We start from the raw sequence: 20006 nt of genomic DNA, 5'->3' as shown, positions 1-20006 counted from the left end.
TTCCAATATTGTATAGATTGAAGCTAGGTTAATAATTTTCGTTTTCATTTCTGACGAAAACTAATTTATCTATTTGTCTTAAACAGACAAAGAGTAGATTTACATATTGTGATATTTTTATCAAGTAAACAAAGGGGGAGAACTATGAATAAACGTTTATTTGCGGCATGCTTAAGCGTAGGTATGCTACTGACTGGATGCTCAACAAAGAAAAGTACTACTGTAAAAGATGGTACTTATGAGGAAACAGTTGATGGACGTAACGGAAAGGTTACAGTAAGCACAACAATTTCTTCTGGAAAGATCACAAATGTAGAAGTAAAGGATAATGAAGAGACACCAGAAATTGCTGGTACTGCAATTACAGAGTTGCCAAAGAAGATTGTTGAAAAGAACAGTCCTAATGTAGATGGGATAACTGGTGCGACAATCACTTCTGATGCGATTAAGGATGCTGTTAAGAATGCAATTAAGACTGCTGGTGGTGATCCTGATTCATTTGGTAGTGATAGTGCACAAGCATCTGAGTCAAAGACTGAGAAGTTAACTGCTGATGTAGTTGTTATTGGTGCAGGTGGTGCAGGTATTACTGCCGCATTAACAGCTCAACAAAATGGTGCAAAGGTTATCTTACTTGAAAAGTCTGCGAATATTGGTGGTGTATCTGTTATTGCAGGTGGACCAATGGGTATTAACTCTAAAGAACAAAAAGAAGCTGGTGTAGCAGGTACATTTACAACACAGGAAGTTCTTGCACATTGGCAATCCTATAACTGTTGGATGGATGATGGACAGTTATTCTATAACATCGCTAACCGCTCTGGTGAAACAATTGACTGGTTAGAAGAAAATGGTATGGACCTTGTATATGTTGGTAATGAACAGGCAGCACATGCAAATGGTTTCCCAACATATCATGCATATGCAGACCAATCTAATAAGCTTGGTTACTATCAGGCTCTATTAAAGCAGTTTGAAAATGCAGGTGGTAAGATTTACTACCAAACTCCTGCAGTAGAACTAAAGTCAGAAGACAATAAGATTACAGGTGTTGTAGCGAAGTCTTCTGATACTACATATGAAATCTCATGTGATGCTGCTGTACTTGCTACAGGTGGTTTCGGTGCTAATGCAGATGTTATTGAAAAGGAAGTTGGTTTCCCGCTCGTTACATTTACAACAGGTACACAAACAGGTGATGGCGCAACAATGTCACAAGCAATCGGTGCTGGTAAGGGTAAGACAATTCAACAGTACCATGGTGTAACATCTTATTCTGGAATCGAACCAGGTTCTGGTAAGGATGAAATCGCAAAGGCTATCTATCTTGCAACAAGTATTTGGGTTAACCAACGTGGTTCTAGATTTGCTCCAGAAGATTTAAACTATGATACAGCGCTATCTTCAAATGCCGCAGCAACACAAGGTGAATACTATTTCTCAATCATGTCAGATGATATGGTAAAGAAAGTAGAGCAGGGTGGTTCTAAGGAACTGAATGTAGAAACAGCTGTTGGATACCAACCATCATTACCACTATTTAGTGTGAATGAACCATGGACAGAGTTTAGATCCGCACTAGAAGATGGTGTTAAAAATGGTACCGTGTTCAAGGGCGATACAGTGGAAGATCTTGCAAAGGCAATGGGTGTTGATGCCAATGCATTAAAGAAGACAATTAGTGCATACAACGCAGATTGTGCAAATGGATCAGATGCAGTATACGGCAAAGATTCTAAGTATATGTTATCTCTAGGTGATGGTCCATACTATGCTGCTAAGGCAAGACCAGTATCATTAGGTGGTATTGGTGGTGTACTTGTTAACTCTAATCTAGAAGTTATCAAGCAAGATGGAACAGTTATCGGTGGTCTATACGCAGCTGGTAATGAAATTGCGGAAATCTATAACAACTCATACCCACTCGTTGAAGGTGTTACATTAATGACAGCTCTAACAGGTGGAAGAATCTGTGGTGAAGCTGCAGCTGAATACGCAACAAAATAATCCCTCTCGGGAGAAATCGTAAGATTTCTCCTTTTCGTATGGGGAATAAAAGAAATCAAGTATTTATACTCATTAGAGTAAAAAATGCACCCAAAAAGTACATAATTTTGGGTGCATGAAGGACTGAAGTTAGAATTGAATATGAGTATTAAACAATACATCTATAACTCTACAAAACAGTGCTAATAAAAACTATTGCATTATTCATGGTAAAATAAAACTATGAAAAAAGACGAATTATTTGATTTGGTTAGTGAGTGTGCAACACTTGAAATATTTGTGGCAAAGGCTGCGAAGTTAGTTCAAAATCCGATTTGGATTATGGATGATGCATATCAATTAGTAACTTGCTCTAAGGTACCAGATGCTTACGTATATTTATCGTTTTTACAAGATACAAAACTAAAACGAAGCTTTGTAAATCGATTGATAGAACGAGGATTACTCAATGAGAATGGTATTCAAAAACCATTGCGTATATTTGATACGGAGTATCAAAGAGATGTTTATGTAATCGATATTTTTGCAAAAAAGAAGTCGATTGGAAAATTAACAGTTGCGGTGGAGAATGAAATTAGTGAAGAGGATGTTAAATTGCTTGCGGATGCTTCATCAATCTATCTACGTCATCAACTTACAAATCATGGATCGAAACGTGAACAAGCATTTGCCTTACTGCTACAAAAGGATGAAGAGAGTCAATCATTAGGACTTCAATTACTACAAGAGACTGGTTATCTCGTCAAAGGTACTTACATGCTTGCATATGTTGATACTACAATTGCAAATCGTATTACTGTATTACGTTCTTTCTTAAGTGAGATACAGACGAGTGATGTAAATCTTTTGGGTGGTATTATGAATGAACAATGTTATCTTTTATTGGCGAGCACAAAGCATATCGATTTGAAACAATACCCAAATATTCATGTTGGATATAGTATGCAGTTTGAAAAACTTCATCATCTTGATGGATACGCAAGACAGGCAGAATATGCTGCTAGTAAGGCAAAGGGAAAAGAGGCAAACTTCCAGAATCTAATTGATTCCTATTTGCATAGCCAGTTAGAAAAACAATTATCACTAGATACATTGGTTGACTTAAAGATACAAAAACTCATTGCGTATGATCGTAAGTATGAGACGAAGTATTACGAGACATTGTGTATGTATGTTAAATCACAATACTCAAAACAGAAGACTGCAGAAGGGCTCTATATTCATCTGAATACCGTTAAGTATCGTCTTCAGCAGATTGAAAAATTATTCGATATTAATTTTGAAAAAGACGAGAAATTGATACGTTTGGCAATGTTAGTGCATCACGTTTAATTTCTTATTGCGTTTGACTTTTCAAATCAGAAAAAAGAAGTATACTATTAATGTGTTAGTTATAGTTAACTAAAGGAGCGTTTATATGAATATTTCAACATTCTTAGTATTAATGGTCGTTGTTGTAATCGTTGCATTCGATATTCGTTATGTAATGAAGAACGGAGTAAGCTCCTGTAGTGGAGATTGTAGTTCTGGCTGTCATTCTTCCTGTAGATGGGTAGGAGACATCAAAAAGGCACAACGCAATATCCGTATTCAAAATAAGATTAAGTCCTTGTTAGGATTATCGAAGTAATCTATAAGTCACTAAGGTGGCTTTTTCTTTATAATCAATGTTGTAAATATGCGTACTAGATAATATAAGCGTATTTACAACATTAAATGGAGGCAAAAATGGATTATAAAAAGAAGATACGAGAAAAGATCGAAAAAATGGGTGGATTTATTACAAGTGGTGAACTAGTGAATTCTAATATCCCAACTATATATTTAACTAGAATGGTTGAAGCAGGAGAATTAGTTCGCGAAGAAAGAGGAGTATATCTTTCAACAAAAGGTGATTATGACGAGTATTATTTCTTTCAAAATAAGTATAAAGTTGCAATCTACTCGTATGTATCTGCTTTGTATCTATTTCAATTTACAGATATCATTCCATCAGAACTAGAAGTAACAGTATACAAAGGATATAATGCAAGCCGCATTCAACGTGATAAAAGAGTTCATTATGTGAATAAAGATACATATGAACTAGGTATTGCTCAATGTAAAACGACTTATGGAAACAAGGTAAATGTCTATGATTTAGAAAGAACGGTTTGTGATTTTGTAAAAAATAGAAATAAAGTCGAGGCTGAGTTATTTTCGAAAATAATAACAAGATATGCTCGTTATCGTAATAAAGATTTTAATAAGTTGTATACATACGCAGAAAAGATGAATATCTACGATAAAGTGAAAGATATTTTTGGAATTATTGGTATCTAAATGATAATTTTGATTGGTTTCAACTATTTGCTTATTTGTTAATCTAGTTATTTGCTTTCTTGAAAGCTATCATAGATGGGTGTAGGCTATAAGTAGGCGTTTCAACAACAATAATCACCAACCAAAATGATTCATAATTATTAACGGAGTAGAAGATGAAACAGAATACAAAATTATTGCATGGTTATACCGTATTGGATCAATATACTGGTGCTGCCAGTATACCAATCTATCAAACATCCACGTTTCATAATACAGAGCTGTATTGTGATGAACAGAAGTATTTGTACACCCGTTTCTCCAATCCGACGATTGATGCATTAGAAGATGGTCTTCGTTGTATTGAGAATGCCAAATATGCATTAAGTTTTAGTTCCGGTATGAGTGCAATATCGAATGTTTTGATGTTGTTAAATGCTGGAGAACATGTCATCCTTCCAAAGGAAGTGTATGGTGGTACTTGTCAATTTGCGACGAAGATTCTACCGCGCTATCAAATTTCAGCTAGTTTTGTGGATATGGCAAATCTTGATGAGATAGAAAGTGCGATTACAGATAAGACACGCATGATTTATATTGAGACACCATCCAATCCTTTACTAAAGGTATGTGATGTTCGTGCAATCGTATCCATTGCAAAAAAGAATGGACTGATTGCGGTAGCCGATAACACCTTTATGACAACGCTATTTCAAGATACACTTGCGTTAGGTGTTGATATCGTTGTAGAGAGTGCTACGAAGTTTATCAATGGTCATAGTGATGTAGTGGCTGGTGTTGTTGCGACAAATAATGAAGAATACTATAAACAGTTAGTTCTATTCCGGAAGAACTTTGGTGGTATCTTAGGTGTGCAAGATGCTTGGTTAATTATGCGTGGTATGAAGACGATGGGCTTACGTATGAAACAGTCCTCTGAAAATGCACAGGCAATTGCGGAATTCTTGCACAACCATCCAAAGATCAAACAAGTGTATTATCCAGGTTTAGATTCTCATCCTGGTCATGATATTCATATGTCACAAGCCAAGTGTGGTGGCGCAGTATTATCATTCTCTCTAGCGAGCAAAGATGATTTGATGTCTTTTACAAGGAAGGTTAAGATTCCAATTCTAGCAGTCAGTCTTGGTGGTGTTGAATCAATTTTATCTCATCCTGCAACGATGTCTCATGCTTGCTTAAGTGTGGAAGAGCGCTTAGAGCAGGGTGTCACCGATGAACTTTTGCGCTTGTCTTGTGGAATCGAGGATATTACAGATTTACTGGAAGACTTTAAGCAAGCACTGGAATAATGGAGAAACATGCATAGTATTTTGTATGCATGATAAGATGTAAATATCAACTTTTGAATCGTTGAATCATTCAACGATTTTTTTCGTGGGAAAGACAATAGAACAGTGTACATAGTTAATGGGGGTGGATTATGTTAAATACATTTGTGCTATTAGGGAAGGTGCATTCGTTACCTTTGATACAAGGGACAAATCTTTCAGAGAATCAATCAACGATAGAGATTGAGTGTCAACGTGCATTTACGGACAATGGAGTGATGTCTGACATTTTTACTGTGCGCCTGTGGCGTGGGATTGCGGAATCATGTAAGGCTGCGTGTAAGATTGGAACTGTCATTGCGATTAAGGGAAGAGTGGAAGTGAATCTACAGACGAAAGCGATGGAGTTGATTGCGGAAAAGGTTGAATTTATCCGATAAGTAGAGAATTGAAACACTTCGCTATATCTAAAGCAGAGATAACTATGATAAAATAAGGGCATTTGATAAAGTGAGGTATAAATATGGCATTTGATTCCTTAAGTGACAGACTGAATAAAGCGTTACGTAATGTGGCCGGTAAGGGTACGTTAACGGATAATAACATGGAAGACATGCTGAAAGAAGTGCGTTTAGCATTACTTGAAGCAGATGTAAACTATCGAATTGTAAAAGAATTTTTAGATGAGATTCGTACAAAGTCCAGAGGTGAAGAAGTACTACAGAGTGTAGAACCTGGACAACAGCTTGTTAAGATTGTTCATGATCAAATCATTGAATTACTTGGTACAGAGGAAGCAGGTCTTAACTTTGTAGAAGATGGCATTACTAAAATTATGCTTGTCGGCTTGCAAGGTACAGGTAAGACAACCAGCGTTGCTAAGATTGCACGTATCTGTAAAGAGAAGTTCAATAAGAAGGTATTGTTAATTGCGGCCGACGTGATTCGTCCTGCTGCGATTGACCAGTTACAGACATTAGGTAAGGAAATCGATACTGAGGTATTTACCTTAGGTACTGAGACTCCAGCTGTTGAAACAGTTCGTCAGGGTATGGAATATGCTGAAAAGAATGGTTTCGATACAGTATTTATCGATACTGCTGGTCGTTTACATATCGATGAAGCGTTAATGAATGAGTTAAAGGATATCAATGAACTCGTTCATCCAAATGATATTCTCTTGACAGTCGATGCGATGACTGGTCAAGATATCGTTAACGTAGCGCAAGCCTTTAAGGATGCGTTACCACTAACAGGTTTAGTTGTAACGAAGTTTGATGGCGACTCAAGAGGTGGTGGTGTTCTTTCTGTTAAGAAGATCACAGGCGTTCCTATCAAATTTGTCGGTGAAGGCGAAAAGATTGAAGATATGGATATCTTCCATCCTGATCGTATGGCTGACCGTATTCTTGGAATGGGTGACGTTGTAACACTTGTAGAAAAGGCACAGGAGAAGTTGGACCTTGAAGAAGCCAATAAGATGGCTGAACGTATGCTTGCGGGTCAATTCACAATGGATGACATGTTAAAGCAGTTTGAACAGATTCAAAAGCTAGGTCCTCTTGGAGGCATCATGAAGATGATTCCAGGTATGAACCAATACGCTGGTATGTTAGATGAGGCCAAGGCGAGCGACTCTATGCGTCATATGAAGGCAATTATCCAGTCTATGACACTTGAAGAACGTGCACATCCAGAAAAGATGCGTGGCACAATGAAGAAACGTGTTGCACGTGGTTCTGGTCGTAGCGTGGATGAAGTCAATAAGTTAATCAATCAATTCGGCAAGATGAAGAAGCTTATGGACTCCATGGGTAACATGCAAAGAAACGGTTCCTTAAACCAAGAAAGTCTAGAAAAGATGATGGGCAATGCACAAAAGCGTGCAGGTCAAAACTTTCCAAATGGCTTTGGTGGAAGAAATCCATTTAAATTTTAATGGTGTAAAGGTTTTTTACTTGACAGTGAATTTCGAATCAGTATAATAAACATGTAAGAAATAGGAGGTATTTATACCATGGCAGTTAAATTACGTTTAAAGAGAATGGGTGCCAAGAAGGCTCCAAGATATCGTATCGTTGCGGCAGATTCACGTTTTGCTAGAGATGGACGTGAAATTGAAACAATCGGACATATCAATCCAACAACAGAACCTGAAACAGTAGTAGTAAATGAAGAAAAGGCTCTTAATTGGTTAAGAAACGGTGCTCAGCCTTCTGATACAGTTAGAAACATTCTTTCTCGTCAAGGTATCATGAAGAAGTTCCATGATGAGAAGATAGCCGCTAAGAAGAAAGCGTAAGCATCATGGCAGAGCTGGATAAGGTACTTCTAAATTTAGTTAAGCCAATGGTTGAAGACAAGGAATCCTTGGATGTACGTCTGATGCCTAGCTTAGATGATAAAGAAGTTTTGTTACATGTTTATGCGAAAAATGATGATATTGCTCGTCTGATTGGCAGAAAGGGCAGTATGGCAAGTGCATTACGTCAGGTAATGTCCGTTGCTTCTCATAGTAATAACAAGAAAGTAACAATCAAGTTCGAACAGATTTAAGGATGCTATGGCATCCTTTTTTTGAAAACAAAGGAGAAGGAAGATGGCATATATTTGTATTGGCAAGATTATCAATACGCATGGTATCAAAGGCGAAGTAAAGATTGAAAGCTACTCTGACTTTGACGAAGAAAGATATACCAAGGGTAAACAAGTATATATTTGTGTCGATGAGAAGTATCTACCAGTTACGGTAGCTTCCTATCGTAAGCATAAAGGCTTTCCACTTGTATCCTTTGTTGACTTGCAGAATATTAACTTTGTAGAACAGTATAAGGGATTTGAAATCTATATCGATGAAGCAGATCGTAAACAACTTAAAAAAGGTGAATACTATCGCAAAGACCTTGTTGGTTTAACAGTTGTGGATGAAGAAGGTATTACAGTAGGTAAAATCATCAGTGTTGAAGAAACACTAGGTGCCCAAAATAATTTACGTCTTCAATTAGAAGACGCAAAAGAAGTACTAATTCCATATATTCCAATGATTGTAAAGAATGTAGATTTAGAAAAGAAAGTGATGACGATTCATCGTATGGGAGGCTTGTTATGAGGATTACTGTATTAACACTATTTCCAGAGATGTATCGTGACTTTGTCAGTACTTCAATCATTGGCCGTGCCATTGAAAGAGGACTTGTTACAGTAGACTTCGTACAGATTCGTGACTTTGCCCATGATCACTATCGTCATGTGGATGATAAACCGTTTGGTGGAGGACTTGGGCAAGTCATGAAGTGTCAACCAGTATTGGACGCACTCAATTCTGTAAAGAGTGAAAATAGCTACAGTATGATGATGTCACCAGCGGGCAATGTCTATAATCAATCCAAGGCAAGACAGTTATCCCAAAAAGATCATCTGATTCTATTGTGTGGCCATTACGAAGGATTTGATGCACGTATTAACAAACATGTAGATGAACTCGTCAGTATCGGTGACTACATTCTAACGGGTGGGGAAATGGCTTCTATGGTCATCATGGATAGTGTAATTCGTTTACTAAATGGTGTTATCCGTGAAGGCTCTACCGATGATGAATCTCATGAAAATGGATTACTTGAATACCCGCAATACACACAACCTGCAGATTACCAGGGCGATAAGGTACCAGATATCTTACTGAGTGGTCATCATGCAAAAATTCAAGAGTGGCGTACACAACGATCCTTACTACTTACAAAGACGGTAAGACCAGACCTTTTTGAAAAACATCAGTTTACAGAATATGAAGAAAAAGTCTGGAAGAAACTATGCGAGCAAGAGAGTGAATAGTGCTCTCTTTTTGTATATTTTGAGCTCAGGCAATCGCTTACTCAATCTACTCAGTCTTTCCAAATATTAATCAAAAATCTATTGTAAAAGTAAAAAAGTTCAATTATAATATCGAAGATTTAAGTAGTTGGCTCTAGAAGGGGTTTCATATGAAAACAATCTTAAGAAACGCAACAGTCTTTACGCGAAAGGGTTTTGAGAAGATGGATATCGCTATCTCTGGTGATAGACTTCTTGTCCCATTTGATGTTTCAGACATTGTTCAAAGTGACGACGTTGTTTTTGATTTCAACAATAAATATATTTTACCGGGTTTCGTTGATGTACATGTACATTTCCGTGAGCCCGGTTTTTCTTATAAAGAAACGATCGGCACAGGTTCAATGGCGGCTGCACATGGAGGATTCACAACAGTATTTACGATGCCTAACTTAAATCCGCCTCCTTGTGATTATGCAAGTCTCAAACAACAGCTCGATATCATTGAAAAAGATGCAGTAATCAAAGTAGTGCCTTTTGGTGCTATCACAGAAAATCAAAAAGGTCGTGGTATGTTATCCAAAATGGATGAGATGGCTGACCATGTAGCAGGTTTCTCTGATGATGGTGTTGGTGTACAAGCAGACTTTACGATGGAAGATGCGATGGTGAAAGTCGCAAGCTTAGGCAAGATCATCTCTGCCCATTGTGAAGATGAAAGTCTCAATACAATTCCATACACTGGTACAACTTCCGCAAGTGAAAGCGTACAAGCCGCAAGAGATATCGAACTATCCGCTAAAACCGGTTGTAAATATCATATTTGTCATGTCTCCGCGAAGGAAACTTTAGATGCGGTAAGAAAAGGAAAGGCAAGAGGAATCGATGTAACTTGCGAAACGGGACCACATTATATTGCCTTTAATGCCGATACAATCAAGCATGAAGGAAACTTCAGAATGAATCCTCCAATCAAGTCTCCAGAGGATCAAAAAGCAATCCTAGAAGCTATCGTCGATGGCACTATCGATATGATTGCGACAGACCATGCACCACATAGCTTAGAAGAAAAGTCGAAAGGCTTTGATAAGTCATCCTTTGGAGTTGTGGGACTAGAAACATCCTTTGCGGTATCTTATACAGAACTTGTAAAGAAGAATGTGATTTCCTTTGAACGACTCGTTGAACTGATGAGTGTCAATCCTAGAAAACGATTTGGTTTAGATGGTGGATATATCGAAAATGGAGAAATCGCAGATATCTGTGTTGTTGATACAGATGTTAGTTGGCAAGTCAATCCAGAAGAATTCTTTACCAAAGGAAGATCGACGCCGTTTGAGGGTATGCATCTTACAGGAAAAGTCATCGCTACATTCGTAGATGGAAAACTCGTCTATCAAGACGAGAAAGAAAGATAAATCATTGTGGAGGGAAAAGAGTGAGAATCATTGAGAATACAAAAATAGCGCTGGATACATACAAGATGATATTACAACCAACTGGTCCAGAATCTGAGAAGTTAAAAGCTTTAGTACCAGGTCAGTTTATCAATATCAAAATTGAGGGCTTCTATTTACGAAGACCAATCTCCATCGCAGATTGGAATGATGAAAGTTTAACCATTATCTACAAGGTAGTAGGAAAAGGCACAAAGGCATTAAGCCAAATGGAAACAGGAATTGCATTAGACATTCTTTGGCCTTTGGGAAATGGCTACAACCTAACTTGGATTCCTAATTCATCGATATTGATTGGTGGTGGAGTAGGTGTTCCTCCAATGTATGGCTTAGCGAAAAAATTGGCTGAAACGGGAAAGAAGCCAAGAATCATTCTTGGATTTCGAGAGAAGAATCAAGTTTTCTATGATGAAGAATTTAGAAAACTCGGTTTAGAAGTCACAGTGTATACAGAAGATGGTTCCTATGGAGAAAAGGGCTTTGTGACAAATGGGTTTGATCAAGCAGAGTATGTTTGTGCCTGTGGACCTGAACGTATGTTAGAAGCGATTTATCGTAAAGCGCAGGATGGTCAATATAGCTTTGAAGCACGCATGGCATGTGGCTTTGGAGGCTGTATGGGTTGTTCATGCGAAACACTTGTAGGAAATAAGCGTATCTGTAAAGAAGGACCAGTTCTTTTACATAAGGAGTTGTTATGGAAGTAAATACAAAAGTGAATCTAAGTGGGTTAATTCTAGATAATCCAGTGATTCCAGCTAGTGGCACCTTTGGCTTTGGCAAAGAATATGTAGACTTTTATGACATCAATATCTTAGGCTCAATATCCATCAAGGGAACTACTGTTCAAAGACGTAAGGGAAACCCTCAACCTAGAATCGCGGAATGTTATTCTGGATTGATTAACTCTGTAGGTCTTGAAAATCCAGGCATGGAAAATGTAATTCAGAAAGAACTCAAAGATTTAGAGATGATCTATCGAAAACCAGTTATTGCAAATATCAGTGGTTTTTCAGTAGAGGAATATGTAACACTGGCAAAAGAAATGGATAAGGTTGATAACGTTGGTATTATCGAGGTCAATATCAGTTGTCCAAATGTAGACCATGGAGGACTGGCATTTGGTACAAATGCGGATAATGTTAGAGAACTAACAAAGAAAATCAAAGAAGTCACAATAAAACCTATCTATATGAAGCTTAGTCCAAACGTAACAGATATCAAAGAAATTGCACGTGCAGCACAAGAAGGTGGAGCAGATGGTATTTCACTCATCAATACACTGATGGGAATGCGCATTGATATCAATCGTAGAAAACCAGTCATTGCCAATAAAAAAGGTGGCTTCTCAGGGCCTGCAATTTTTCCAGTTGCGTTAAGAATGGTATATGAAGTATATGAGGCAACAAATCTTCCCATCATTGGCATTGGTGGTATCTCAAGTGCAGAAGATGTCATTGAGATGATGATGGCAGGGGCTACTGCCGTACAGATTGGAGCCGCAAATCTAATCAATCCTATGGCATGTAAAGAAATCATAGAAGAGCTACCTATAGTTATGAAAAAACTAGGAATTACTTCACTTGATGAAATCATAGGGACTGCACATAAAGACTAGGAAGGAGAATCGTTCACAGATAAATCAAAATTGGGAAAAGACGTTTTATTGAAGTTTCAAGAATCAACAGTAGTGATGAATCATTGATGAAAGGAAATCATAATGGAAATTAGAAATTTAATCAGCATCACAGATTTTTCGGTAGAAGAAATCGATAAAATGATTGGAGTTGCAGGGGATATCATGACCAACCCTGACAAATACATCGATATTTGTAAGGGAAAGAAACTGGCAACGCTATTCTTTGAACCAAGCACACGTACAAGACTTAGCTTTGAAGCAGCGATGTTAGAGCTTGGAGGTTCTGTATTAGGATTCTCTGAAGCCTCCTCTAGCTCTGCTTCGAAGGGAGAAAGTGTGAGTGATACGATTCAAACGGTAGGTTGTTATGCGGATATCATCGCCATGAGACATCCAAAGGAAGGCGCACCTATCGTAGCCTCAAGACGAACAACAGTACCTATCATCAATGGTGGTGATGGTGGACATCATCATCCAACTCAAACACTAACAGACCTTCTTACCATCACAAGAGAAAAGGGAAGACTTAACAATCTTACAGTAGGCTTATGTGGTGACTTAAAGTTTGGTAGAACAGTTCACTCCTTAATCGAAGCGATGTTACGGTATGAGAATGTAAAGTTTGTACTGATTGCACCACCAGAATTACGAGTGCCGCAATATATTATTGACATGCTTGAAAAGGCAGGGGCTGAATATAAGCAGGTAGAAACTATGGAAGCTGTTATGCCTGAGTTAGATATCTTATATATGACAAGAGTACAGCGTGAGCGATTCTTTAATGAAGAAGATTACATTCGCTTAAAGGATACCTATATCTTGAATATGGACAAACTTGCAAGTGCAAAGAAAGATATGGCTATCTTACACCCGCTCCCAAGAGTTAACGAGATCTCTGTCGAAGTTGATGATGACCCACGTGCTGCCTACTTTAGACAAGCACTCTGTGGCAAATATATCCGTATGGCTCTGATTCTAAATCTTCTCAATATCGTCAAGGAGGTCAAATAATGAATATCGATGGTGTAAAAACAGGAATTGTACTAGATCATATCAAGGCTGGTAAATCCATGGAAATCTACAGCTTATTACAATTAGAAAAGTTGGATTGTTCCGTTGCGATTATTCAAAACGTAGTATCTAAAAAATATGGCAAGAAGGATATTATTAAAATTGATTCCATGATTGATCTGGACTTAGATATTCTTGGCTTTATTGATCCAAATATCACAATCAATAAAGTTGTGGATGGTGTACTGTCTAGTAAAGACCATCTACAACTACCAAAAGAACTTGTAAATGTAATCAAGTGTCAAAACCCAAGATGTATTACATCCGTAGAACGTGAGATACCACATGTATTCTATTTAGCAGATAAAACAAGTGGTAAATATCTCTGCAAGTATTGCGATGTAGAAAGCAAACAGAATAAATAATTGTTTCAAAAAACAAAGATAGTTCACACAGGAAGAGAGCGAATGTGAGGTGACCCCTAAAAGTTAGACTTTTTACGAGATGACTTTGGTCATCTCTTTTTTTATGAAGTTAGAAGATGTTGTCTGTATTGAACAGGACTCATCCATCCTAACTTTTCTTTTATTCGTTGCTCATTGTAATAATTTATAAATCTTTCTATTTTTAACTTCAGTTCATCGAAACTATAGTACATGACTCCATAGTATATTTCTTGTTTAATCAGTCCAAAGAAATTTTCCATAACTGAGTTATCAAGGCAGTTTCCTTTTCGAGACATACTCTGGAAGATTCTTTCTTCTTTTAATCTACGTGTATAAGCGTTCATCTGATATGCCCATCCTTGATCAGAATGAAATGTTCTTCTATATGGGCAGTCTGTAGTGATTGTAATAGCTTTCTCCAAGGCATTCATCACGTTTTCTGCAGAAGGTCTCTTACCAATTTCGTAACTAAGTATCTCACCACTACACATATCCATAAATGGATCTAGATAAAGCTTATGTATTGTCATATGACCCTTTTTATCGACTTCATAATACTTGAATTCAGTTGTATCAGTTGTTATTTTCTGATGCGGTATATGTGTCTTGAAGCGTCTGTGAATTCTATTAGGCGCAACTCTTCCAACTGTTCCTCTATAAGAACTGTATTTTCTGCTTTTGCGAGTATAAGACGTTACCTGTAAGTGAAGCTTTTGTATGATTCTCTGTACTTTCTTTTTATTAATGGTATATCCATTGTTGCGAAGTTCTCCAACGATTCTACGGTAGCCATAATCCTTATTATTTATACGAATTTCTTGTATGTTTTCTTCAAGCTTTTTATCAGGATTTTCTCTATCAAATCTCTTTTGCCAATACATATATGTCGCTTTTGGCATTCCGGTATAAGAGAGAAGGTCTTTTAGTTTGAACTTTTGTCGGAGACTGTTGATGACGAGTGCCATTCTCTCATTTTTTCCTCGTCCTCTAAACGCAGCCTCCTCAGTTCTTTTAAAAATGCATTCTCTATTCTTAACCGAAGAAGTTCATCTTCTAATTTCTTTATATGTTCTACACTTGTATTAACAGAAGCTTCTTCCATGAGTTTGTTTTGAGTCTTTCTATCTGTCTTATCCATAGCTTTCCCTCGACCCTTTCGGCGTGATTTTAACGCATCAGGACCTGCTATACGAAAGCGATTAACCCAGTTGCCAATCGTAGCTGGGTTCTTAATGCCATTCTGTATAGCTAACTCTTGATATGTGATTTCACTTGTTAAATACAACTCTACAATAGAAAGTTTCATTTCGAAAGAATAAACTTCATTTTCTCGTGAGCGCAATAAACCATCATTTCCAAATGCTTTATAGTTTTTCACCCATTTGTGTAGCTGGGATTTAGAGCCTAATCCATATTTTTTAGAAAGATATAGAATTCCTCCTTTACCATTCAAATATTCTAAAACTATTTTTTTCTTGAATTCAAAACTGTGTTTTGTCATAAAAATACCGACCTCCATTCGTTAGATTCTTGGTCTAACTTTTGGGGGTCGGTACAATGCTACTCTCTTTTTTTCTGGATTGACGTATAATAGATAAAAAGGGGAATATATATGAAATATACTTCACGTAAAAAAACACCACTAAAGTGGTTAAATTTTCTAAAGTTTATAAGTTTACCAATACAGATTCTGTTTTATATTTATGTATTCGTTAGTATTTTAATGGAATTATTTGGATCAGATATGTTACCGCATTTATTAGCACCTGTTCTAAATATCTATGGCTACGCTGCAAATCATTTAGGTTCTGCTTTTTGGCCAATTCTTTCCATTTTACTGGCATTGATTATCTTGGTTTATTGGGTATTTGAAATTGAAAGAGGACTAATTAAGTGGGAAGGTCTTTCCACAGTATTATGGAATCTTTACTTAGTTGTAATGTATGTCATCTGTGGTGGTGTGATGGTTGGAGCATTAATGTACCTACCACCAAGTACTGTATCTACTGTTGTGATGGGATACCTAGTAAACTTTGGTATTAAAGTACCAGCAAGTTTTGTGTCCTATATTCCATTACTTGTATTTGTGGTTGTATGGCTAATTGCAGGTATTATCTATGTTAGTCTAAATATTATCTACTTTGTACGTCGTAAGGCACTCTTTGCGAAAGACTATAGTGAAGAAGTTGAGGTAGAAAAGGAAATATCTACAGTTGAAGAAGTAAAGACAGAAGAAACGGCTCCTTTAGAAGCAGAAGAAAAGGTTGAAGAAGAATCAGCCACAACTGAGACAGAAGAACAATCTGAACCAGAATCAAGTCCAACTGAGACAGTTGAAGAAACACCGAAGGTAGATCCTGTAGAAACAGAAGGATATACACAAGTGATCTCAACTGCAATTGAGAATGATACGGCAGAAGTAAAAGAACCTACGCATAAAGTATGCAAGGAATGTGGTGCAGAAGTCTTGGAAGAAGATGCAATCTTCTGTACAAATTGTGGTAAAAAATTAGAGAAATAAAAATATCTGCATGCATGTTGTTGAAGTGGTGTAGTAATTAATGGGGAGATAAAAAGATAACAATATCTTATGTATTGCAGTTAATAAAAGATATGGGGGATTAAAAAAAGCAATATTAGTTTAACTTTAAGTAGACATAATTGAGTAACTAGCCATTGGATATAAAATTAAAGAGGCGGCAGTTTATGGAACTAATTGACATATTTAAATCTGAAAAAAAGAATGTTATATACTGTATTATTCTAAATATGATCGCTGCAATATTTTCTGTTGCGGCATCTTTATCGTTAACGTTATTTGTACAAAGAATAATAGAGGGAAAGTATATAGAAGCAATGTATATGATTTTATTAAATTTAGGATTATATATAGTTGCATATTCTTTTAACTATATTTATTTAATCAAAAAAAACAAAGCAAAGATGCTAGGCACTTTAAAATATCGAGAATATATTACACAGATAATAAGAAACTCAGAATCTAAGATAAAAGAAAGCGAATATATTTCAAAGCTAAATAACGATGGAAATCAAATTGAAAACGCAATAGAATTAATTTTTAATTTAATTGATGCAATTTTATATGTTATTTCAGCTTTTGTTGGATTAATTATATTGCATTGGGGAATTGCAATAGCAAGTTTAGTAATTTTTTCCTTAAACCTTGTATTACCGAGATTATTAAAGAAAAAATCAGAAGAAAACGAAAGGTTAAGATCGCAAAACTCAGAAAATTATTTAAGGAACTTAACCGACTTTTTAGAAGGATATTCTGTATGGAATTTATATAACAAAAAAGGGATTCTAACTGGGTTGTTAGATAAAGAAAATCTGATATTTGAACAGAAGAAAAATAAGATAAACAATACTACAAGTCTAATTGAGACTATCCCAAGTTTTGGGAGCTTAATAGGACAAGACTTGCTAATGCTTTTTGCAATAGTATTAATATATTTTAAGATTGTTATACCAGGTGTCATATTATCAGTGGGAAATTTGTCGGGAATGTTATTTTCTCATTTATCAAAATTCATAAAGAATATAGTAAAAGTTAAAGGGATAAACAGATTAGTAAAAGATAATTGTGTTCTATTTGAGAAAATTGATGAAAGCTTAAAAGAAATAGAAAATTATGATATCAAAATAAAAAACCTTAGTTTTTCATATGGAGAAAAAAAGGTATTAAACAATATTAATCTAGAATTTAAGTTTGGTAAAAAATATATCATAACCGGTCCATCAGGGACGGGAAAGACAACATTATTTAATCTATTGACTAAAAGCATAGAAAATTATTCAGGAGAGATTTATTTAGGTGACCATAACTATAAAAATTTAAATGCGTATACTATACATAAGTTAATTGGATATGTAACTCAAAAAACACATATATTTAATGCTAGTCTAAAAGATAATATTACATTATTTGATAATGGACACTCTGAGATACAATATAAGAAAGCAATTGAAAATAGCCAGGTTAACGAATTTATAATTGACGATGACCAGATGATTGAAAAAAACGGAAATAATTTATCTGGCGGTCAAAATCAAAGGATAGCAATTGCCAGAGAGATTATCCATGGTCATAAAATCATTTTATTTGATGAATCTACAAATGCATTAGATAAAGCAAAGAATTTAGAGATGATAAAATACTTAACATCCCTAAACCAAACAGTTATATTTATAGCTCATCATGTAGACAATAATATAATAAATTGTTTTGATCATATCATTGATTTTGAAAATGGCATCATACAGGCAAAATGAGTTTTAAATATAGTAAATCATCAATTCTTTAGCGATGCGAAGTATCTTTCGAGATACATCTTATGTGCAACAGCAGTAATGATGTTATTTAGCATTGGATGCTTGTCATCATGAACGGAAGGTGTTTCACTTTGTTCATGATGATAGAAAGAGGATAGCGTATTCATAAGGGATTTACTGCAATATTGATGTAGTTCCTCAGTTGTATCATTTCCTTGTTGGAATTCATGCAGTGCTAAACGAATGTTTTCAATTGATAATACAGTCTTTGCACAAACAATAAATAATAAGATGGAGATTTGATCACGTGTATAAGTTTTCTTATTTACGCGGTCAAAGAGCTTTTGTTTTGCATAGTTTGAAATCATCGAAGGAGTAACCTGCATCTCAGGAAACTCAGTGAAATAGCTATTGATGAACTTTGCGACCTGTTCAAGATAGAGACCAACATCAGGAATCTCGTTATATGCAGGCAAACGAAATTCATGTAGGGTATTTTCAATTTGCGTATTTGTTTTCATAATTTAAGTGTATACATAAGTGAAGAACTCGTCAACGTTTTACTATAACTCTTGACGAGTTTTTAAATAACCGATAATATGTATATAGGTTAACGAAAAACCGATAATAAGTTTTTGAGAATGGAGGTACTGATATATGACATATAAAGATATGACAATCAGCCATGAAAAAGAAATATTTGTATTTCGTATCAAGGATTTTTGGAGTGCGGTAACACACTTTATAGGAATGGTGGCTGCGATTATTGGTATGCCAATTCTACTCATTAAAGCAGCTTCTTATCAAGCATCATTTCTTTCGATGATTAGCTTTATGATTTTTATGTTAAGTATGATTTTATTGTATGGAGCCTCTGCAAGCTATCACAGCTTCCATGTATCAAATCGAGTGGATATGATTCTAAAGAAGATTGATCATTCTTCCATCTTTATTTTAATTGCTGGAAGCTATACACCTATCTGTTTAACAGCGTTAAAGGATACTGTAGGGCAAATGTTATTGACGATGATTTGGATTATCGCAATTGCAGGAATTGTCTTTAAGGTATTTTGGGTAACTTGCCCTAAGTGGGTATCCTCAGTGATGTATTCGCTTATGGGTTGGCTTTGTATTATGTTTTTACCACAGATACTAAGTGCAGTATCGTTACAGGCATTTGTGTGGCTACTGGCAGGTGGAATTGCCTATACGGTAGGTGCAGTTATTTATGCATTGAAACCAAAGCTTTTATCTAGTCAATCATTTGGCAATCATGAGATCTTTCACTGTTTTGTGTTACTAGGAAGTCTTTGCCATTATATCTTTGTCTTAAACTATCTGACAATGTTTCATTAAAGTGTATTTATGTGCACAACAATAATCCTCCTGACAGTTACGATAATGCCAGGAGGATTTCTTTATGAAACAGAAAACATTACATACTGCATTACGCGAGTTTGCTTACGAACAATATCACAGTGAGAACAATCATCTAAGTCCAGAACAATGGGTAGCTCTTTTGAATGGATATTACTACAACAAGGAAGCGGCAATGCTTGCAAGTCAGATTGGATTAAACGAAGTGGATGTACAGATTTGGTATTGTCGTTTTGCCCTAGCAGTGACTGCGTATGCTCTCAAGCTTTGTAACAAAGCCAAGCAAAAAGCATACTTCCGTTTCACACCGCAGAAGCATGTCACAACATCTATTCCAGTATTTCTTGTAAATTGAGTATAATAAGACAAGAAT

22 protein-coding genes are annotated in these 20006 nt (G+C 36.1%); 20 read left to right on the top strand and 2 right to left on the bottom strand.

Annotated elements, in window-relative coordinates; genetic code table 11:
• Nucleotides 1–144: 144 nt before the first annotated feature.
• The 16 genes from RGT18_RS09125 to RGT18_RS09050 all read left to right on the top strand — a co-directional run bounded on the left by RGT18_RS09125 (nt 145) and on the right by RGT18_RS09050 (nt 13942).
• The gene (locus tag RGT18_RS09125) at nt 145–2007 is read left to right on the top strand and encodes an FAD-dependent oxidoreductase (RefSeq protein WP_028077593.1); all 1863 of its coding nucleotides are present in this window, start codon (nt 145–147) and stop codon (nt 2005–2007) included.
• Nucleotides 2008–2229: 222 nt separating this feature from the next.
• Nucleotides 2230–3339 carry a PucR family transcriptional regulator gene (locus tag RGT18_RS09120; RefSeq protein WP_028077592.1) on the top strand — a complete coding sequence of 370 codons (1110 nt, stop codon included), beginning with the start codon at nt 2230–2232 and terminating at the stop codon, nt 3337–3339.
• A gap of 85 nt (nt 3340–3424) precedes the next feature.
• Entirely contained in the window at nt 3425–3637 is a 213-nt protein-coding gene (locus tag RGT18_RS09115) for a FeoB-associated Cys-rich membrane protein (RefSeq protein WP_006525332.1), read from the top strand.
• A 98-nt stretch (nt 3638–3735) separates the two neighbouring features.
• The gene (locus RGT18_RS09110; protein ID WP_028077591.1) at nt 3736–4329 is read left to right on the top strand and encodes a type IV toxin-antitoxin system AbiEi family antitoxin domain-containing protein; all 594 of its coding nucleotides are present in this window, start codon (nt 3736–3738) and stop codon (nt 4327–4329) included.
• Nucleotides 4330–4484: 155 nt separating this feature from the next.
• A complete protein-coding gene (locus tag RGT18_RS09105; protein ID WP_028077590.1) occupies nt 4485–5621 on the top strand; it encodes a trans-sulfuration enzyme family protein in 1137 nt (378 codons plus the stop codon).
• A gap of 131 nt (nt 5622–5752) precedes the next feature.
• Nucleotides 5753–6040 carry a single-stranded DNA-binding protein gene (locus RGT18_RS09100; RefSeq protein WP_006525329.1) on the top strand — a complete coding sequence of 96 codons (288 nt, stop codon included), beginning with the start codon at nt 5753–5755 and terminating at the stop codon, nt 6038–6040.
• A gap of 83 nt (nt 6041–6123) precedes the next feature.
• Nucleotides 6124–7539: a signal recognition particle protein gene (gene ffh, locus RGT18_RS09095; protein WP_028077589.1), complete on the top strand. Its 1416-nt coding sequence runs from the start codon at nt 6124–6126 to the stop codon at nt 7537–7539.
• Between the two features lie 78 nt (nt 7540–7617).
• Nucleotides 7618–7902: a 30S ribosomal protein S16 gene (gene rpsP, locus RGT18_RS09090; protein ID WP_006525327.1), complete on the top strand. Its 285-nt coding sequence runs from the start codon at nt 7618–7620 to the stop codon at nt 7900–7902.
• A gap of 5 nt (nt 7903–7907) precedes the next feature.
• Nucleotides 7908–8156: a KH domain-containing protein gene (locus RGT18_RS09085; protein ID WP_006525326.1), complete on the top strand. Its 249-nt coding sequence runs from the start codon at nt 7908–7910 to the stop codon at nt 8154–8156.
• A gap of 43 nt (nt 8157–8199) precedes the next feature.
• A complete protein-coding gene (gene rimM, locus RGT18_RS09080) occupies nt 8200–8709 on the top strand; it encodes a ribosome maturation factor RimM (RefSeq protein WP_028077588.1) in 510 nt (169 codons plus the stop codon).
• Nucleotides 8706–9431, top strand: coding sequence for a tRNA (guanosine(37)-N1)-methyltransferase TrmD (trmD, locus tag RGT18_RS09075; RefSeq protein WP_028077587.1), 726 nt, complete (start codon nt 8706–8708; stop codon nt 9429–9431). The genes rimM and trmD overlap by 4 nt, the downstream gene beginning before the upstream one ends.
• A gap of 149 nt (nt 9432–9580) precedes the next feature.
• Nucleotides 9581–10828 carry a dihydroorotase gene (locus RGT18_RS09070; protein WP_028077586.1) on the top strand — a complete coding sequence of 416 codons (1248 nt, stop codon included), beginning with the start codon at nt 9581–9583 and terminating at the stop codon, nt 10826–10828.
• 20 nt (nt 10829–10848) lie between these two features.
• Nucleotides 10849–11574, top strand: coding sequence for a dihydroorotate dehydrogenase electron transfer subunit (locus tag RGT18_RS09065; protein WP_028077585.1), 726 nt, complete (start codon nt 10849–10851; stop codon nt 11572–11574).
• Nucleotides 11565–12485 carry a dihydroorotate dehydrogenase gene (locus RGT18_RS09060; RefSeq protein WP_028077584.1) on the top strand — a complete coding sequence of 307 codons (921 nt, stop codon included), beginning with the start codon at nt 11565–11567 and terminating at the stop codon, nt 12483–12485. The genes RGT18_RS09065 and RGT18_RS09060 overlap by 10 nt, the downstream gene beginning before the upstream one ends.
• A gap of 102 nt (nt 12486–12587) precedes the next feature.
• Complete coding sequence (gene pyrB, locus RGT18_RS09055) at nt 12588–13517, top strand: aspartate carbamoyltransferase (protein ID WP_037403484.1); 930 nt, start codon at nt 12588–12590, stop codon at nt 13515–13517.
• Nucleotides 13517–13942, top strand: a complete 426-nt coding sequence (locus RGT18_RS09050; RefSeq protein ID WP_028077582.1) for an aspartate carbamoyltransferase regulatory subunit — start codon at nt 13517–13519, stop codon at nt 13940–13942. The genes pyrB and RGT18_RS09050 overlap by 1 nt, the downstream gene beginning before the upstream one ends.
• Before the next feature lie 101 nt (nt 13943–14043).
• Here RGT18_RS09050 and RGT18_RS09045 read toward each other — a convergent pair.
• Nucleotides 14044–15464 (bottom strand): IS3 family transposase gene (locus tag RGT18_RS09045; protein WP_338175922.1). Its coding sequence is split into 2 segments (ribosomal slippage): nt 14044–14978 and nt 14978–15464, totalling 1422 coding nucleotides; the frame shifts between segments, so codons are not numbered across the junction.
• Nucleotides 15465–15575: 111 nt separating this feature from the next.
• Between RGT18_RS09045 and RGT18_RS09040 the strand changes: the two genes are divergently transcribed.
• Nucleotides 15576–16484, top strand: a complete 909-nt coding sequence (locus tag RGT18_RS09040; RefSeq protein ID WP_028078841.1) for a zinc ribbon domain-containing protein — start codon at nt 15576–15578, stop codon at nt 16482–16484.
• Between the two features lie 185 nt (nt 16485–16669).
• Nucleotides 16670–18256, top strand: coding sequence for an ATP-binding cassette domain-containing protein (locus tag RGT18_RS09035; protein ID WP_028078840.1), 1587 nt, complete (start codon nt 16670–16672; stop codon nt 18254–18256).
• 20 nt (nt 18257–18276) lie between these two features.
• On the opposite strand, the gene RGT18_RS09030 is transcribed toward RGT18_RS09035, so the two are convergent.
• The gene (locus RGT18_RS09030) at nt 18277–18777 is read right to left on the bottom strand and encodes a DUF1836 domain-containing protein (protein WP_028078839.1); all 501 of its coding nucleotides are present in this window, start codon (nt 18775–18777) and stop codon (nt 18277–18279) included.
• Nucleotides 18778–18913: 136 nt separating this feature from the next.
• Between RGT18_RS09030 and trhA the strand changes: the two genes are divergently transcribed.
• Both trhA and RGT18_RS09020 read left to right on the top strand, forming a co-directional pair.
• Entirely contained in the window at nt 18914–19612 is a 699-nt protein-coding gene (gene trhA / locus RGT18_RS09025) for a PAQR family membrane homeostasis protein TrhA (RefSeq protein WP_081659584.1), read from the top strand.
• A 64-nt stretch (nt 19613–19676) separates the two neighbouring features.
• On the top strand, nt 19677–19988 hold the full coding sequence (locus tag RGT18_RS09020; RefSeq protein ID WP_028078837.1) for a hypothetical protein: 312 nt from the start codon (nt 19677–19679) through the stop codon (nt 19986–19988).
• The last annotated feature ends 18 nt before the right edge of the window (nt 19989–20006 follow it).

The organism is Solobacterium moorei, assembly GCF_036323475.1.
GTDB classification, from domain to species: domain Bacteria; phylum Bacillota_I; class Bacilli_A; order Erysipelotrichales; family Erysipelotrichaceae; genus Bulleidia; species Bulleidia moorei.
This window is presented reverse-complemented; position numbering and strand designations above follow the sequence as displayed.

Bases quoted from the DNA above. Each gene is read 5' to 3' on its own strand.
- RGT18_RS09125 (WP_028077593.1), top strand. From the start codon at position 145: ATGAATAAACGTTTATTTGCGGCATGCTTAAGCGTAGGTATGCTACTG.
- ffh (WP_028077589.1), top strand. From the start codon at position 6,124: ATGGCATTTGATTCCTTAAGTGACAGACTGAATAAAGCGTTACGTAAT.
- RGT18_RS09070 (WP_028077586.1), top strand. From the start codon at position 9,581: ATGAAAACAATCTTAAGAAACGCAACAGTCTTTACGCGAAAGGGTTTT.
- RGT18_RS09100 (WP_006525329.1), top strand. From the start codon at position 5,753: ATGTTAAATACATTTGTGCTATTAGGGAAGGTGCATTCGTTACCTTTG.
- RGT18_RS09120 (WP_028077592.1), top strand. From the start codon at position 2,230: ATGAAAAAAGACGAATTATTTGATTTGGTTAGTGAGTGTGCAACACTT.
- trhA (WP_081659584.1), top strand. From the start codon at position 18,914: ATGACATATAAAGATATGACAATCAGCCATGAAAAAGAAATATTTGTA.
- RGT18_RS09030 (WP_028078839.1), bottom strand. From the start codon at position 18,777: ATGAAAACAAATACGCAAATTGAAAATACCCTACATGAATTTCGTTTG.
- RGT18_RS09105 (WP_028077590.1), top strand. From the start codon at position 4,485: ATGAAACAGAATACAAAATTATTGCATGGTTATACCGTATTGGATCAA.
- rpsP (WP_006525327.1), top strand. From the start codon at position 7,618: ATGGCAGTTAAATTACGTTTAAAGAGAATGGGTGCCAAGAAGGCTCCA.
- RGT18_RS09110 (WP_028077591.1), top strand. From the start codon at position 3,736: ATGGATTATAAAAAGAAGATACGAGAAAAGATCGAAAAAATGGGTGGA.
- RGT18_RS09050 (WP_028077582.1), top strand. From the start codon at position 13,517: ATGAATATCGATGGTGTAAAAACAGGAATTGTACTAGATCATATCAAG.
- rimM (WP_028077588.1), top strand. From the start codon at position 8,200: ATGGCATATATTTGTATTGGCAAGATTATCAATACGCATGGTATCAAA.
- trmD (WP_028077587.1), top strand. From the start codon at position 8,706: ATGAGGATTACTGTATTAACACTATTTCCAGAGATGTATCGTGACTTT.
- RGT18_RS09060 (WP_028077584.1), top strand. From the start codon at position 11,565: ATGGAAGTAAATACAAAAGTGAATCTAAGTGGGTTAATTCTAGATAAT.
- pyrB (WP_037403484.1), top strand. From the start codon at position 12,588: ATGGAAATTAGAAATTTAATCAGCATCACAGATTTTTCGGTAGAAGAA.
- RGT18_RS09115 (WP_006525332.1), top strand. From the start codon at position 3,425: ATGAATATTTCAACATTCTTAGTATTAATGGTCGTTGTTGTAATCGTT.
- RGT18_RS09085 (WP_006525326.1), top strand. From the start codon at position 7,908: ATGGCAGAGCTGGATAAGGTACTTCTAAATTTAGTTAAGCCAATGGTT.
- RGT18_RS09035 (WP_028078840.1), top strand. From the start codon at position 16,670: ATGGAACTAATTGACATATTTAAATCTGAAAAAAAGAATGTTATATAC.
- RGT18_RS09040 (WP_028078841.1), top strand. From the start codon at position 15,576: ATGAAATATACTTCACGTAAAAAAACACCACTAAAGTGGTTAAATTTT.
- RGT18_RS09020 (WP_028078837.1), top strand. From the start codon at position 19,677: ATGAAACAGAAAACATTACATACTGCATTACGCGAGTTTGCTTACGAA.